This is a genomic window from Stenotrophomonas sp. 86428_Sma, assembly GCF_056481585.1.
The window spans coordinates 4,316,519-4,331,756 of record NZ_CM151156.1 but is presented as its reverse complement, the minus strand read 5'-3'; the positions used below and the strand labels follow the sequence as shown (position 1 = coordinate 4,331,756).

General features: G+C 64.9%; 15 protein-coding genes. 13 read left to right on the top strand and 2 right to left on the bottom strand.

The features are described 5' to 3' along the window. Positions 1-118: 118 nt before the first annotated feature. Both aceF and lpdA read left to right on the top strand, forming a co-directional pair. Complete coding sequence (gene aceF / locus ACZK3J_RS19880) at positions 119-1,825, top strand: dihydrolipoyllysine-residue acetyltransferase (protein WP_478476202.1); 1,707 nt, start codon at positions 119-121, stop codon at positions 1,823-1,825. A 107-nt stretch (positions 1,826-1,932) separates the two neighbouring features. Then, positions 1,933-3,741: a dihydrolipoyl dehydrogenase gene (lpdA, locus tag ACZK3J_RS19875; RefSeq protein ID WP_478476201.1), complete on the top strand. Its 1,809-nt coding sequence runs from the start codon at positions 1,933-1,935 to the stop codon at positions 3,739-3,741. Positions 3,742-4,185: 444 nt separating this feature from the next. On the opposite strand, the gene ACZK3J_RS19870 is transcribed toward lpdA, so the two are convergent. Further along, positions 4,186-5,004, bottom strand: coding sequence for a hypothetical protein (locus tag ACZK3J_RS19870; RefSeq protein ID WP_010481314.1), 819 nt, complete (start codon positions 5,002-5,004; stop codon positions 4,186-4,188). Positions 5,005-5,463: 459 nt separating this feature from the next. On the opposite strand from ACZK3J_RS19870, the gene ACZK3J_RS19865 reads away from it, so the two are divergent. From ACZK3J_RS19865 to ACZK3J_RS19825, 9 genes are all read left to right on the top strand, one after another. Then, positions 5,464-5,829, top strand: a complete 366-nt coding sequence (locus tag ACZK3J_RS19865) for a hypothetical protein (RefSeq protein WP_006394654.1) — start codon at positions 5,464-5,466, stop codon at positions 5,827-5,829. A gap of 31 nt (positions 5,830-5,860) precedes the next feature. Beyond that, positions 5,861-6,661: a F0F1 ATP synthase subunit A gene (gene atpB, locus ACZK3J_RS19860; RefSeq protein ID WP_010481316.1), complete on the top strand. Its 801-nt coding sequence runs from the start codon at positions 5,861-5,863 to the stop codon at positions 6,659-6,661. Positions 6,662-6,734: 73 nt separating this feature from the next. Further along, on the top strand, positions 6,735-7,040 hold the full coding sequence (gene atpE / locus ACZK3J_RS19855; protein ID WP_005411133.1) for a F0F1 ATP synthase subunit C: 306 nt from the start codon (positions 6,735-6,737) through the stop codon (positions 7,038-7,040). 106 nt (positions 7,041-7,146) lie between these two features. After that, the gene (locus tag ACZK3J_RS19850) at positions 7,147-7,617 is read left to right on the top strand and encodes a F0F1 ATP synthase subunit B (protein WP_005419512.1); all 471 of its coding nucleotides are present in this window, start codon (positions 7,147-7,149) and stop codon (positions 7,615-7,617) included. Between the two features lie 2 nt (positions 7,618-7,619). Beyond that, on the top strand, positions 7,620-8,147 hold the full coding sequence (locus ACZK3J_RS19845) for a F0F1 ATP synthase subunit delta (RefSeq protein ID WP_005411131.1): 528 nt from the start codon (positions 7,620-7,622) through the stop codon (positions 8,145-8,147). Positions 8,148-8,191: 44 nt separating this feature from the next. After that, entirely contained in the window at positions 8,192-9,739 is a 1,548-nt protein-coding gene (gene atpA, locus ACZK3J_RS19840) for a F0F1 ATP synthase subunit alpha (protein WP_005411130.1), read from the top strand. A gap of 97 nt (positions 9,740-9,836) precedes the next feature. Further along, on the top strand, positions 9,837-10,700 hold the full coding sequence (gene atpG, locus ACZK3J_RS19835) for a F0F1 ATP synthase subunit gamma (protein ID WP_134709722.1): 864 nt from the start codon (positions 9,837-9,839) through the stop codon (positions 10,698-10,700). A gap of 37 nt (positions 10,701-10,737) precedes the next feature. Beyond that, entirely contained in the window at positions 10,738-12,144 is a 1,407-nt protein-coding gene (gene atpD, locus ACZK3J_RS19830; protein WP_005411128.1) for a F0F1 ATP synthase subunit beta, read from the top strand. 113 nt (positions 12,145-12,257) lie between these two features. Beyond that, positions 12,258-12,680, top strand: coding sequence for a F0F1 ATP synthase subunit epsilon (locus tag ACZK3J_RS19825; RefSeq protein WP_005419509.1), 423 nt, complete (start codon positions 12,258-12,260; stop codon positions 12,678-12,680). A 181-nt stretch (positions 12,681-12,861) separates the two neighbouring features. Here ACZK3J_RS19825 and ACZK3J_RS19820 read toward each other — a convergent pair whose 3' ends face one another. Then, a complete protein-coding gene (locus ACZK3J_RS19820) occupies positions 12,862-13,245 on the bottom strand; it encodes a GtrA family protein (protein ID WP_049460896.1) in 384 nt (127 codons plus the stop codon). A gap of 83 nt (positions 13,246-13,328) precedes the next feature. Here ACZK3J_RS19820 and glmU point away from each other — a divergent pair, with 83 nt between their 5' ends. Together glmU and ACZK3J_RS19810 are read left to right on the top strand one after the other, a co-directional pair. Next, the gene (gene glmU / locus ACZK3J_RS19815) at positions 13,329-14,696 is read left to right on the top strand and encodes a bifunctional UDP-N-acetylglucosamine diphosphorylase/glucosamine-1-phosphate N-acetyltransferase GlmU (RefSeq protein ID WP_049460871.1); all 1,368 of its coding nucleotides are present in this window, start codon (positions 13,329-13,331) and stop codon (positions 14,694-14,696) included. Further along, positions 14,665-15,198, top strand: a complete 534-nt coding sequence (locus tag ACZK3J_RS19810; protein WP_478476200.1) for a GNAT family N-acetyltransferase — start codon at positions 14,665-14,667, stop codon at positions 15,196-15,198. The genes glmU and ACZK3J_RS19810 overlap by 32 nt, the downstream gene beginning before the upstream one ends. Positions 15,199-15,238: the final 40 nt, after the last annotated feature.

Sequence of the window (15,238 nt, the reverse complement as noted above, 5' to 3'; positions counted from 1 at the left end):
CATGAGCAACAGCGTGTCCCGGCTGCGTGAGTACTGAAAACACCTGTAACGGTTGGCGCTGGCCCCCGCTGGCCGCACAATAGACGTTTCCCTACACCAGATTGCCGGAGTTATCCCCATGGCCGAAATCAAGGAAGCACTTGTCCCCGATATCGGTGACTACAGCGATATCCCGGTAATCGAGGTGCTTGTCGCCGTCGGCGACACGGTCAAGAAGGACCAGGGCCTGGTGACGCTGGAAAGCGACAAGGCGACCATGGAAGTGCCGTCGGCCGTCGCCGGCGTGGTCAAGGAGATCAAGGTCAAGGTCGGTGACACCCTGTCCGAGGGCAAGGTCGTGGCGCTGATCGAAGTGGCTGAAGGCGAGGCTGCCAAGCCGGCCGCTGCCGCCCCTGCACCGGCCAAGGCCGCTGCCCCGGCTGCCGCCACCCAGAGCGCGCCGGCCCCGGCCGCAGCTGCGCCGGCCGCTCCGGCTGCCAGCGGTGGTGCGGTTGAAGCGCTGGTGCCGGATATCGGCGACTATTCCGGCATTCCGGTCATCGAAGTGCTGGTCGCCGTCGGCGACACGGTCAAGAAGGACCAGGGCCTGGTCACGCTGGAAAGCGACAAGGCCACCATGGAAGTGCCGTCGTCGGTGGCTGGCGTGGTCAAGGAACTGAAGGTCAAGGTCGGCGACACTCTGTCGCAGGGCAATGTGGTCGCCATCATCGAGGGCGCTGCCGCGCCGGCGCCGACCAAGGCAGCCGCTGCTGCCGCTCCGGCTGCCGCCGAGACCGCCACCAAGGTCGAGCCGGTCGCTGTGCCGGCGCAGCCGGACAAGCTGGCGGCCCGCGAGGTCGCCTCGGCCGGTACCCCGTCCAGCCCGCCGGTGCAGTTCAACGCCGATGGCGTGCTGCCGGCCAAGGTGCCGTATGCCACCCCGGCGGTGCGTGTGTTCGCCCGCGAACTGGGTGTGGACCTGCTGCAGATCAACGGCACCGAGAAGGGTGGCCGCATCACCAAGGGTGACGTGCAGAAGTTCGTCAAGGCCGCACTCAGCGGCGGCGTGCCGGCTGCCGGCGGTGCTGCTGTCGCTGCCGGTGGTGGCCTGAACCTGCTGCCGTGGCCGAAGGTCGACTTCAGCAAGTTCGGCGAGACCGAAGTCCAGCCGCTGTCGCGCATCAAGAAGATCTCGGGTGCGAACCTGGCCCGCAACTGGGCCATGATCCCGCACGTCACCCAGTTCGAACAGGCCGACATTACCGACCTGGAAGGCCTGCGCGTGGCGCTGAACAAGGAAAACGAGAAGGCCGGCATCAAGCTGACCATGCTCGCCTTCCTGATCAAGGCCAGCGCCGCGGCGCTGAAGAAGTTCCCGGAGTTCAACGCCTCGCTCGATGCCAGCGGTGAAAACCTGACCCTGAAGAAGTACTTCCACATCGGCTTTGCCGCCGACACGCCGAACGGCCTGGTCGTGCCGGTCATCCGCGACGTGGACAAGAAGGGCGTGGTGCAGATCGCGCAGGAAACCGGCGAACTGGCCAAGAAGGCGCGCGACGGCAAGCTCGGCCCGGCCGACATGAGTGGCGGCTGCTTCTCGATCAGCTCGCTGGGCGGCATCGGCGGCACCGCGTTCACCCCGATCGTCAATGCACCGGAAGTGGCCATCCTCGGCGTCTCCAAGTCGTCCATCCAGCCGGTCTGGAACGGCAAGGAATTCGCACCGAAGCTGATGCTGCCGCTGTCGCTGAGCTACGACCACCGCGTCATCGATGGCGCCCTGGCCGCACGCTTCACCACGTACCTGTCGCAGGTACTGGCCGACATGCGCCGCGTGCTGCTGTAAGGCACCGCTTCGCCCCCACCGTGCGGCCGCCGCCCCTGGCGCGGCCGCGTGAACAGATGCAGTGACAGCCCGCCGGTACCGCCGCGCGGGCACGAGGAAAACCCACCATGGCCACGATTGAAGTCAAGGTTCCCGACATCGGCGATTACAGCGATGTGCCGGTGATCGAAGTGTTGGTCGCCGTCGGCGACACGGTGAAGAAGGATCAGGGTCTGGTGACCCTGGAATCGGACAAGGCCACCCTGGAAGTGCCGTCCTCGGCTGCCGGCGTGGTCAAGGAAATCAAGGTCAAGCTGGGCGACACCCTGTCCGAAGGCGCGGTGGTCGTGGTGCTGGACGCCGAAGGTGCCGCCGAAGCCCCGGCCAAGGCGGCCGCGCCGGCCCCGGCAGCGGCCGCTCCGGCCAGCAAGCCGCCGGTGACCCCGTCGCACCGCGCCCCGGCTGAGCCGGCGGCGCCGAAGCCGGCGCTGTCCAGCGGCAAGCCGGCCGACATCGAATGCGAAATGGTCGTGCTGGGCTCGGGCCCGGGCGGCTATACCGCCGCCTTCCGCGCCGCCGACGTCGGTCTGGATACGGTGCTGGTCGAGCGTTACGCCAGCCTCGGTGGCGTCTGCCTCAACGTGGGCTGCATTCCGTCCAAGGCGCTGCTGCACGCCGCAGCGGTGATCGACGAAGTGGCCCATGCCGGTGATTTCGGCGTCGAGTTCGGCAAGCCGACCATCACCCTGGACAAGCTGCGCGAGTACAAGGAAAAGGTCGTCAACCAGTTGACCAAGGGCCTGGCCGGCATGGCCAAGCAGCGCAAGGTCCGCAGCGTGCAGGGCGTCGGCAAATTCGTTTCGGCCAACGAGCTGGAAATCACCGCCGCTGATGGTAGCACCCAGCTGCTGCGCTTCCAGAAGTGCATCATCGCCGCCGGTTCGCAGGCGGTGAAGCTGCCGAACTTCCCGTGGGACGACAAGCGCGTGATGGACTCCACCGACGCGCTGGAGCTGGCCGAAGTGCCGGGCTCGCTGCTGGTTGTCGGTGGCGGCATCATCGGCCTGGAAATGGCCACCGTGTACAGCGCGCTGGGCAGCAAGGTCACCGTGGTCGAGTTCATGGACCAGCTGATGCCGGGCGCCGACAAGGACCTGGTCAAGCCGCTGGCCGACCGCCTGAAGAAGCAGGGCATCGAAGTCCACCTGAAGACCAAGGCCTCGGGCGTCACCGCCGATGCCAAGGGCATCACCGTGACCTTCGACGCCGCCGAGGAAGGCCAGTCGCCGGCCCTGGCGCAGGGCACCTTCGACCGCGTGCTGGTGGCCGTGGGCCGCTCGCCGAACGGCAAGAAGATCGATGCCGAGAAGGCCGGCGTGCAGGTCACCGACCGCGGCTTCATTCCGGTCGACCGCCAGATGCGCACCAACGTGCCGCACATCTTTGCCATCGGCGACATCGTCGGCAACCCGATGCTGGCCCATAAGGCCACGCACGAGGGCAAGCTGGCTGCCGAAGTGGCTGCCGGCCACAAGAAGGAGTGGGTGGCCCGCGTGATTCCGTCGGTGGCTTACACCAACCCGGAAATCGCCTGGGTCGGCGTGACCGAAACCGAAGCCAAGGCCAAGGGCCTGAAGGTCGGCGTGGCCAAGTTCCCGTGGGCCGCCAGTGGCCGCGCGATCGGCATCGGCCGCACCGAGGGCTTCACCAAGCTGATCTTCGACGAAGAGACCCATCGCATCATCGGTGGTGCCATCGTTGGTGTGCATGCTGGTGACCTGCTGGCCGAGATCGGCCTGGCCATCGAGATGGGTGCCGAAGCCGAAGACATCGGCCACACCATCCACGCGCACCCGACGCTGAGCGAATCGGTGGCGATGGCCTCGGAAATCTACGACGGCACGATCACCGATCTGTACATGCCGAAGAAGAAGTAAGGCGCCCGCGCCTTCGCGAACGAAAAGCCCCGGCATCTGCCGGGGTTTTTTGTTTCTCCGCTCCGGATTTTTGCGAGCGGTGGGGCCGCTGCGCGGGTGGCAGGCGTTTGGACAAATGTCCCCCGTCGTCCGCCTGCGGCGGTCGCCTCCTCCTTTACTTTGTCCAAACGCCTGCCACCCGCGCAGCGGCTCGGCTTGCGGATAGTCGAGAGCCACAGCTTGGCCCGCCTGGATGCCTGACACGCGGGGGAAGAGGGGCTTGCGTGCGAAGTAAAGGAGGAGGTGACGGCCGCAGGCCGGTGCCGGGGGACATTCGCACGCAAGCCCCTCTTCCCCCAGCGCTCGACCAACCTGCTTCTCTGCTCGACGATGCAAAGAAAAAGCGCGGCCCCGATGTTCCGGAGGCCGCGCCAGGAGAGAGAGTGCCGTGGAAGGGGCGGGGGATCAGAACACGAAGCTGACGCCGGCCACCGGGCCCTTGAATTCCTGCTTCAGGCCGATGGTGCCGTCGCTGCCCTTCTTGTCCGCGTCGAGCTTGAACCAGTCGTAGCCAGCGAACACACCGAAGTTCTTCGTGAAGCGGTAATCGACGATGGCGTTGGCGCGGCTCAGGTCGCCCTTGTAGTCATCGAAGCTGCCCCAGCGCGTGTTGAGATACTGGCCCTGCAGCGTGATCATCCACTTTTCCGACGGGGTGAAGCTCAGGCGCGCACCGACCACCGGCGCCACGCCGTCCGTCTTCTCATTGAGGAACTGGCCTTCGTAGACGGTACCCAGATCGGCGTAGGCCTTGGTGCTGACCTTGGCGTACTCCGCACCCAGCTGCAGGCCGAGGTCGAAGGTATCGGTGTCCACCACCGAGTAGTCATAGACCAGGCTGGCGACCTGGTACTTCAGTTCGCCCTTGACGAAGCTGCCGGATGGCACGTTGACGTCTCCGAAGGAGATGTCCTGGCCAAGGGTCTCGCGGCGGTCCTTGTCGTACTTGAAGTAGTTGAACAGCAGGCGCTGGCGGTTGCTGATGCGGAACATGCCGTCGATGCGCGGTTCCCACTCCTTGCCACCCAGCTTGAAGTCCTCGGAGAAGCCGATGTCCTGGCCGGCGACGTTGGTCTTGCCGCGAAGGGTGTTGTCCGAGTCGATGTTCATCGCACCCAGGCGCAGGGCGAAGCGGTCGTCGCCTTCAGCGGCGTGGGCGGCAGTGGCGAACGAAGCACCAGCGGCGAGCAGGGAGAGGGCGAGCAGGGTGGGTACGGGGCGCATCGAAGAGTCCTTGCAGTGGTTCATCAGAATGAAGACCACTGTGCCGGACAGGCCCGTCCACCATCCGTGAACGTATGGTCCACGAAGTGTGCACGGTTCAGCGCTGTCGCGACGATGCAAAAAGATGGCCCCGGAGCCGGGCTTCGGGGCCATCGTGGGACCTGCGGGGCGGAGCGTCGACGAGGTTGCTGCAGGCAGGTCGAAAGATCGGACCGGCGCATTCGGTGAAAGTTCCGCGGCCTGCGACCAAAGTTCAATACTGCGCTGCAACATCATGCGGACGTCATTGTCCCCTGGGTGGCACGCAAAAATGTAACCGTTACCGCAACTTGCGGCCTCCCGGGATGAACAGGGAGCGGTTGTCTCGCAAATTGTCCCATTGCTATAATTTGGCGGCTCGATGAGGCCCCCCTGCTGTAGTCGCCTCAGCCCTCCACTTGCAACCACGCGGGACGTCCTGTGCTGAACTCCGTTGATGCGGGTCGGCGACTGATGCTGCGCGCCGCGGTCTACCCGCTGGCCGCAGTGGCTGTCCTGGCCCTGGCCTTCCTGCTGGTAGGTCCGAAATATGCCCTCGGCGCGCTGGCGTCCGGTGTGGCCATTTCGGCCGGTGGCTGGGTGGCGGCACGGATGGCCCTGGGCGGTGGGGCACTGGCCGCAGGTTCGGCGATGGCTCGCCTGATCATTGCGATCGTGGCCAAGTGGGTGGTGGTTTTCGGCGTCCTGCTGGTGGGGTTTCTGGTCTTCAAGCTGCCTGCATTGGCGCTGTTGGCCGGTATCGCCGTCGGCTTGATGTTCCAGGTCCTGGCGATGGCCAGGCGTTGACAGAATTCAATTAACTGAAGGTTCCGGACACATGGCGGGCGAGGCTCTAACCCCTACCAGCTACATCCAGCATCACCTGCACAACCTGACCGCGCCGGTCGGCAAGGGTGAGGGTATGTTCTGGCATATCCACGTCGATACCTTCCTCACCGCTGTCCTGATGGGCCTGGTGATCGTTGTCGCGTTCTGGCTGGGCACCCGCAAGGCCACCGCCGGCGTGCCGGGCAAGTGGCAGGCCTTCGTCGAGATCTGCCTGGAGTTCGTCGACCGCCAGGCCAAGGACACCTACCACGGCAAGAGCAAGCTGGTCACGCCGATCGCCATCACGATCTTCTTCTGGATCCTGTTGATGAATCTGCTGAAGATGATCCCGGCCGATTTCATCGCCAAGCCGCTGGAATGGGTGGGCGTGCACTACTGGAAGCCGGTCCCGACCGCTGACGTCAATGCCACCCTGGGCATGGCCATCAGCGTGTTCTTCCTGATGCTGTTCTTCGCGCTCAAGTCCAAGGGCCTGGGCGGCTTCATCAAGGAATTCCTGACGGCGCCGTTCGGCAAGTGGATGATGCCGTTCAACCTGATCCTCAACATCGTCGAGTGGCTGAGCAAGCCGATCTCGCTGGCGATGCGACTGTTCGGCAACATGTTCGGCGGCGAAATCGTGTTCCTGCTGATCTGGGTGCTGGGTGGTGCCGGTTTCTTCGGTGCCATTGCCGGTGGTGTGTTCGGCCTCGGCTGGATGCTGTTCCACCTGCTGGTGATCCCGCTGCAGGCCTTCATCTTCATGATGCTGTCGATCGTGTACCTGAGCCTGTCGGAAGACGCTCACTGAGTTTCAAGCTTCAACGCGTTTCAACCTTCATCCGTTTCATCACCCTTAGCAACTTAAGTTCCTGGAGATAACCATGTACTTCGCCGTCCTGACCAACTTCGCGCAGATTCAGAGCTCCACCGCCCTTGCCGTCGGCATCATGATCGGCCTGGCCGCGCTGGGCGCCGGTCTGGGTCTGGCCATCATGGCTGGTAAGTTCCTGGAGTCGGCCGCCCGCCAGCCGGAACTGATCCCGGTCCTGCAGGTCCGCATGTTCATCACCGCCGGCCTGATCGACGCCGCGTTCATCATCTCGGTCGCCGTTGGCCTGCTGCTGGCCTTCGCCAACCCGCTGTCGGCTGCCTTCGCTGGCGCCGTCACCAAGGCTCTGGCCGGCTGATACAGCGGTTTGAGACGACCGGGTGCTGATGCACCCGGTTTCGGATGAAGGCCGGATGTGCCGCTACGGCGGCGCGTCCACCCCGAAACCAGCGATCGAGCTAACCATGAATATCAATTTCACCCTTCTTGCGCAGGCGCTGGCCTTCGCTGGTCTGATCTGGATCATCGCGACCAAGATCTGGCCGCCGCTGATGAACGCGATCGAAGAGCGCCAGCAGAAGATTGCTGAAGGCCTCGCTGCTGCCGACCGCAGCCAGAAAGATCTGGCCCAGGCGCAGGAGAAGGTCAACGAAGCGCTGAAGGAAGCACGCACCAAGGCCAACGAGATCATCGATCAGGCTCACGCGCGTGCCAACCAGATCGTTGATGCTGCCCGTAACGAAGCGATCACCGAAGCCACCCGTCAGAAGGAACTGGCCCAGGCTGAAATCGACGCCGCCGCCAACCGTGCCCGTGAAGATCTGCGCAAGCAGGTGTCCGCGCTGGCCGTGACCGGTGCCGAAAAGCTGCTCAAGCGCGAAATCGACGCCAACGCCCACAAGGCGCTGCTCGACGAGCTGGCCTCGGAGATCTAAGGATGAGCCAGGCCCTCACGCTTGCCCGCCCGTACGCCCGCGCCGCGTTCGCGACCGCGCGCGACGAAGGCGCGTTCGCGCCGTGGTCGGACGCCCTGGCGTTCTCCGCCCACGTCGCCGCCGACCCGCGCGTGGCGGCCCTGCTCGCCAACCCGGAGCTGGGTCGTGACGACGCCGTCGCCCTGCTGGCGCCGGTGTCCCACGGCGAGACCTACTCGCGCTTCCTGGCCATCCTGGCCGAATCGCATCGTCTGCCGCTGCTGCCGGAGATTTCCGGCATGTTCGACGCCCTGCGCGCCGAAGCCGAGCACGTGGTCAAGGCCACCGTCACCTCGGCCGCCGAACTGTCGGCCGGTGAGCTGGACGCGATCAAGGTCGCGCTGCGCAAGCGCTTCAACCGCGAGGTCGACGTGACCACCGCGGTCGATGCCTCGCTGATCGGCGGCGCCGTGATCGACGCCGGCGACGTGGTCATCGATGGTTCGCTGAAGGGCAAGCTGGCCCGTCTGCAGACCGCGCTCGCTAACTGAATTCATTTAACGTCCGGCCCCGCTGCCGGCACTAGGACTTGACGATGGCAACCACGCTCAACCCCTCCGAAATCAGCGAACTGATCAAGAACCGCATCGAGAAGGTCAAGCTGGCCGCGGAATCGCGCAACGAAGGCACCGTGACCAGCGTGTCCGACGGCATCGTGCGCATCTTCGGTCTGGCCGACGTGATGCAGGGCGAAATGATCGAACTGCCGAACAACACCTTCGCCCTCGCCCTGAACCTGGAGCGCGACTCGGTCGGCGCCGTGGTGCTGGGTGACTACGAGCACCTGCGCGAAGGCGACGTCGCCAAGACCACCGGCCGCATCCTGGAAGTGCCGGTCGGTCCGGAACTGCTGGGCCGCGTCGTGAACGCGCTGGGCGAGCCGATCGACGGCAAGGGCCCGCTGGGCACCGACCTGACCGCTCCGGTGGAGCGCGTTGCGCCGGGCGTGATCTGGCGCAAGTCGGTCGACCAGCCGGTGCAGACCGGCTACAAGTCGGTCGACTCGATGATCCCGATCGGCCGTGGCCAGCGCGAGCTGATCATCGGTGACCGCCAGACCGGCAAGACCGCGATGGCGATCGATGCGGTGATCAACCAGAAGGGCACCGGCATCAAGTGCGTGTACGTTGCGATCGGCCAGAAGGCTTCGACCATCGCCAACATCGTGCGCAAGCTGGAAGAGAACGGCGCGCTGGCCCACACCATCGTGGTGGCCGCGACTGCTTCCGAATCGGCTGCCATGCAGTACATCAGCGCCTACTCGGGCTGCACCATGGGTGAGTACTTCATGGACCGCGGCGAAGACGCGCTGATCGTGTACGACGATCTGTCCAAGCAGGCCGTCGCCTACCGCCAGATCTCGCTGCTGCTGAAGCGCCCGCCGGGCCGTGAAGCCTACCCGGGTGACGTGTTCTACCTGCACTCCCGTCTGCTCGAGCGCGCTGCCCGCGTGTCCGAGGAATACGTCGAAAAGTTCACCGAAGGCAAGGTCACCGGCAAGACCGGTTCGCTGACCGCGCTGCCGATCATCGAAACCCAGGCCGGCGACGTGTCCGCCTTCGTTCCGACCAACGTGATCTCGATCACCGACGGCCAGATCTTCCTGGAAACCGATCTGTTCAACGCCGGCATCCGCCCGGCCGTGAACGCCGGTATCTCGGTGTCGCGCGTCGGTGGCTCGGCCCAGACCAAGATCATCAAGAAGCTGTCCGGCGGCATCCGTATCTCGCTGGCCCAGTACCGCGAGCTGGCTGCGTTCGCGCAGTTCGCCTCGGACCTGGACGAAGCGACCCGCAAGCAGCTGGAGCGTGGTCAGCGCGTCACCGAGCTGATGAAGCAGAAGCAGTACGCGCCGATGTCGATCGCCAACCAGGCACTGTCGATCTACGCCGTCAACGAGGGTTACCTCGACGACGTGCCGGTCAACAAGCTGCTGGCGTTCGAAGAAGGCCTGCACGCCCACTTCGCCAACACCCAGGGCGAGCTGGTCAGCAAGGTCAACGCCACCGGCGGTTGGGACAACGACATCGAAGGTGCCTTCAAGAAGGGCATCGCCGAGTTCAAGACCACCGGCAGCTGGTAATCGCGGTCCTGTAGAGCGGAGCCGCTGGCTCCGCTGGACCAGATGACAAACGGTTGAACAACGCGGGGCAGCAGCCCCGCGCCACGGGAAACAAGAGATGGCAAGCGGACGCGAAATCAAAACCAAGATCAAGAGCGTGCAGAACACCCGCAAGGTGACGCGCGCCCTGGAAATGGTCTCGGCCTCCAAGATCCGCAAGGCGCAGGATCGGATGAAGACCTCGCGTCCGTACGCGCAGGCGATGAAGCAGGTGATCGGTCACCTGGCCCAGGCCAGCACCGACTACCAGCATCCGTTCCTGGTCGAGCGCGAGCAGGTCAAGCGGGTCGGCTTCATCGTGATCTCCTCCGATCGCGGCCTGGCCGGCGGCCTGAACAACAACCTGTTCCGCAGGATGCTGGGCGAAGCCAAGGCATGGCAGGACAAGGGCGCGGAAGTGGACCTGGTGACCATCGGCCAGAAGGCATCGACCTTCTTCCGCCGCGTGAAGGTCAACATGGTCGGCAGCGTGACCCACATCGGCGACGTGCCGAAGCTGGAATCGCTGATCGGTGTGATCAAGGTCATGCTCGACGCCTTCACCGAAGGCAAGATCGACCGCGTGTACCTGGTCTACAACCGCTTCGTGAACACCATGGTGCAGAAGGCCAGCTTCGATCAGCTGCTGCCGCTGCCGCCGGCTGAGAAGCAGGTCGCTCACCACGACTGGGACTACCTGTACGAACCCGATGCCGCGACCGTGCTCGAGCACGTGATGACGCGTTACATCGAGTCGCTGGTGTACCAGGCATTGCTGGAAAACGTCGCCTCCGAGCATGCGGCACGCATGGTTGCGATGAAGGCGGCGAGCGACAACGCCAACAAGCTGATCGGCACCCTGCAGCTCGTCTACAACAAGGCGCGCCAGGCAGCGATCACCCAGGAAATCTCCGAAATCGTCGGCGGCGCGGCAGCAGTCTGACCGCGTTCGTTCAAAGCACACATTAGAGGATGCAGCAATGAGTCAGGGCAAGATCGTTCAGATCATCGGCGCGGTCGTCGACGTCGAATTCCCGCGTGAATCGGTGCCGAAGGTGTACGACGCACTGAAGGTGGAAAACACCGAGATCACCCTCGAAGTCCAGCAGCAGCTGGGCGACGGCGTGGTGCGTACCATCGCCCTCGGTTCCACCGACGGCCTGAAGCGCAACCTGGTTGCCGTCAACACCGGCCGTGGCATCTCGGTGCCGGTCGGCGCTGGCACCCTGGGCCGCATCATGGACGTGCTCGGCCGTCCGATCGACGAAGCCGGCCCGGTGGCCGCCAGCGACAGCTGGGAAATCCACCGTGCGGCCCCGTCGTACGAAGACCAGTCCCCGGCCACCGAACTGCTGGAAACCGGCATCAAGGTCATCGACCTGATGTGCCCGTTCGCCAAGGGCGGCAAGGTCGGCCTGTTCGGCGGCGCCGGCGTCGGCAAGACCGTCAACATGATGGAGCTGATCAACAACATCGCCAAGGCGCACAGCGGTCTGTCCGTGTTCGCCGGCGTGGGTGAGCGTACCCGTGAGGGCAACGACTTCTACCACGAAATGAAGGACTCCAACGTCCTCGACAAGGTGGCGATGGTGTACGGCCAGATGAACGAGCCGCCGGGCAACCGTCTGCGCGTCGCCCTGACCGGCCTGACCATGGCCGAGTACTTCCGCGACGAGAAGGACGAAAACGGCAAGGGTAAGGACGTCCTGCTGTTCGTCGACAACATCTACCGCTACACCCTGGCCGGTACCGAAGTGTCGGCACTGCTGGGCCGCATGCCGTCCGCCGTGGGTTACCAGCCGACCCTGGCCGAGGAAATGGGCGTTCTGCAGGAGCGCATCACCTCGACCAAGAACGGTTCGATCACCTCGATCCAGGCCGTCTACGTTCCCGCGGACGACCTGACCGACCCGTCGCCGGCGACCACCTTCGCCCACCTGGACTCGACCGTCACCCTGTCGCGTTCGATCGCCTCGCTGGGTATCTACCCGGCCGTCGATCCGCTGGACTCCACCAGCCGCCAGATGGACCCGCTGGTCATCGGCCACGAGCACTACGACACCGCCCAGCGCGTCCAGCAGACCCTGCAGAAGTACAAGGAACTGAAGGACATCATCGCGATCCTGGGCATGGACGAGCTGTCCGAAGAGGACAAGCAGGCCGTGTCGCGCGCCCGTAAGATTGAGCGCTTCTTCAGCCAGCCGTTCCACGTGGCCGAAGTGTTCACCGGTTCGCCGGGCAAGTACGTGCCGCTGAAGGACACCATCCGTGGCTTCAAGGCCATCGTCGATGGCGAGTACGACCACCTGCCGGAGCAGGCGTTCTACATGGTCGGCGGCATCGAAGAAGCGGTCGAGAAGGCCAAGAAGATGGCCGAGAAGGCCTGATCCGGGACGGGCGGGAGCGATCCTGCCCGACCTGACGCCGGCGCCGGGCAACCGCCCGCGCCGGTGGACTCCCACGGTGGCATTGCGCCGCCGCGAACAGCGAAGAGATTTGCATGAGCACGATCCGTTGCGACATCGTCAGCGCCGAGCAGGAAATCTTCCGTGGCGAAGCGACCCTGGTCGTGGCCACCGGTGAGCTGGGCGAACTGGGCATCGCGCCCAAGCACGCGCCGCTGATCACCCGCCTGAAGCCGGGCAAGGTGGTGGTGACCACGCCGAACGGCGAGCAGCTGGATTTCGCCATTTCCGGCGGCATCCTGGAAGTGCAGCCGCAGGTGGTGACCGTGCTGGCCGACACCGCGATCCGCGCGCAGGACATCGACGAAGCCTCTGTCCGCAAGGCCAAGGAAGAAGCCGAGCGCATCCTGGCCAACCGCGGCGAGGCGATGGAAGTGGCTGAAGCCCAGCAGAAGCTGGCCGAAGCCGTCGTCCAGCTGCAGGCGCTGGAGCGCCTGCGCAAGAACCTCAAGCACTGAGGTTTCTCGCGCTGCATCCACGAGAACGCCGGCCCTGTGCCGGCGTTTTTGTTTGTGCGGGGTAGAGTGTCGGCTGGGTAGAGTCGACTATCGCGCGCAGCGCGGGATTTCCGCATTCTGATGGAAGAGCAGTCGACCAACAGTCGACTCTACCGATCCCGATCCCGATCCCAGCGCCGTATCAGCGGTAGACCACGCAGCGCATCAGCAGGAAGGAAACGCACGCCAGCCCGCCTTCCACCAGCGGCTTGGCCAGCCAGGTGTACTGCAGGCCCAGCGCGTGGTCGACCAGGCTCACCAGCAACGTGCTTGTCGCGGTCAGCAGCAGCCACAGCCCGAAGAAGCGTGAAAATCGACGCCAGCCAAGGCGCGCATCACCTGCATTGGCAAAGGTGTAACGGCCGTTGAGCCAGAAGCCCAGCAGCATCCCGGCCAGGCGACCGGCAATGTTGGCAGGCACCACCGGCAGGCCCAGCGCGGTCGCGGTGACGAACACCAGCCAGTCGAGCAGCAGCTGCACGAGCCCGATGATGAGATAGGTGCTTCCCTGGCGGACGAGGCCCATCAGTGCGGTGAAGGAGGTGGGATGCACATGTTAACGGCCCACGCTCTAGAATCATCGGCAACGAACCACGGACTGCCGTTTCCATGACCCAACCCCTGCACGTCATCATCCTCGCCGCTGGCGCGGGCAAGCGCATGAAGTCGGTGCTGCCGAAGGTGCTGCAGCCGATCGCCGGCCAGCCGATGCTGGCACACGTGATCGCGGCCGCCCGCGAACTGGAACCGGCGGCGATCCACGTGGTCTACGGCCATGGTGGTGAAGCGGTGCGCCAGTACTTCGCCGACCAGCCCGACCTGCAATGGGCTGAACAGGCACGGCAGCTGGGCACCGGCCATGCGGTGGCCCAGGCGATGCCGCAGGTGCCTGACGCCGCGCAGGTGCTGGTGCTGTACGGCGACGTGCCGCTGATCCGCGCGCAGACCCTGCGCGACCTGCTGGCGCAGCCGGGTCGCCTGGCGGTGCTGGTCGCCGATGTCGATGACCCGACCGGTTACGGCCGCGTGCTGCGCGATGCCGAAGGCAAGGTGGGCTCCATTGTCGAGCAGAAGGACGCTACCGATGACCAGCTGCGTGTGCGCACGATCAACACCGGCATCATTGCCGCCGAGTCGACCGCGCTGCGGCGCTGGCTGTCGCAGTTGTCCAACAGCAACGCGCAGGGCGAGTACTACCTGACCGACGTGTTCGCCTTTGCCGCGCACGAGTACACCCCGGCCGAAATGGCACTGGTGGCCGACGCGCAGGAAGCCGAAGGGGCAAACGATCCCTGGCAGCTTTCGCAGCTGGAGCGTGCCTGGCAGCGCCGCGCGGTACGGGCCCTGTGCGCGCAGGGCGCGCGCGTACGCGATCCGGCACGTCTCGATATCCGTGGCACTGTCACCGTGGGCAGTGACGTGCTGATCGATGTCGATGTCGTTCTCGAAGGCAATATCGTGCTGGGCGATGGCGTGACCATCGGTCCATTCAACCGCCTGAAGGACGTTGCTCTCGGTCCGGGCACCGAAGTACGTGCGCACTGTGATCTGGAAGGCGTGGTCACCGAAGGCGCAGCACTGGTCGGTCCGTTCGCGCGCCTGCGCCCGGGTACCGTGCTGGCCGATGGCGTGCACGTCGGCAACTTCGTCGAGACCAAGAAGGTCACCCTCGGTGTTGGCAGCAAGGCCAACCATCTGACCTACCTGGGCGATGCGGTGATCGGCAGCAGGGTAAACATCGGTGCCGGCACCATCACCTGCAACTACGACGGCGTGAACAAGTCGACCACCACCATCGGCGACAACGCCTTCATTGGCTCCAACAGTTCGCTGGTAGCACCGGTGACCATTGGCGACAGTGCGACGATTGCCGCCGGTTCGGTCATCACCCGCGACGCCCCGGATGGCAAGCTGACACTGGCACGTGCACGACAGGAAACCATCGATGGCTGGAAGCGCCCGCTCAAGAAGTCCTGAGCCACGCATCCCGCATGCCGACGAACTCGGCATGCTGCCGGCAATTGAACAACGTGCCGGTGAACTGCTGAAGGGTCACCAGGCCTACCCGGTGTTTGCCGGGCATGGTCTGAACCTGCCGACGCTGCAGGATGGCCTTCAACGTGGCCAGTTGTGGGTGGTGGATGCGGCTGACGGTGGTATCGCGGGTTACCTGCTGGCCGGTGAACTCTGCGGTGAATTCCATGTGCTGCAGATGGACGTGGATCCCGCACACGCGCGGCGTGGCCACGGCCGCGCTTTGCTGCGCCATTCCTTGGCGCAGGCGAGGGCGGGAGGCTACGCGGCCGCGGTGCTGACCACGCTGTCCGATGTGCCGTGGAATGCGGCCTTCTATGCCAGCGAAGGATTCAACGTAGTGCCCGAGGCGCAGTGGAACGATGGCCTGCGCGCGGTGATGGCCGAAGAGGCTGCGCTCGGGTTCCCGATGCACCTGCGGGTGGCGATGCGGCAGGTTTGGTAGGTGCCGACCTTGGTCGGCACATCCGCGCATGGCGTGGACC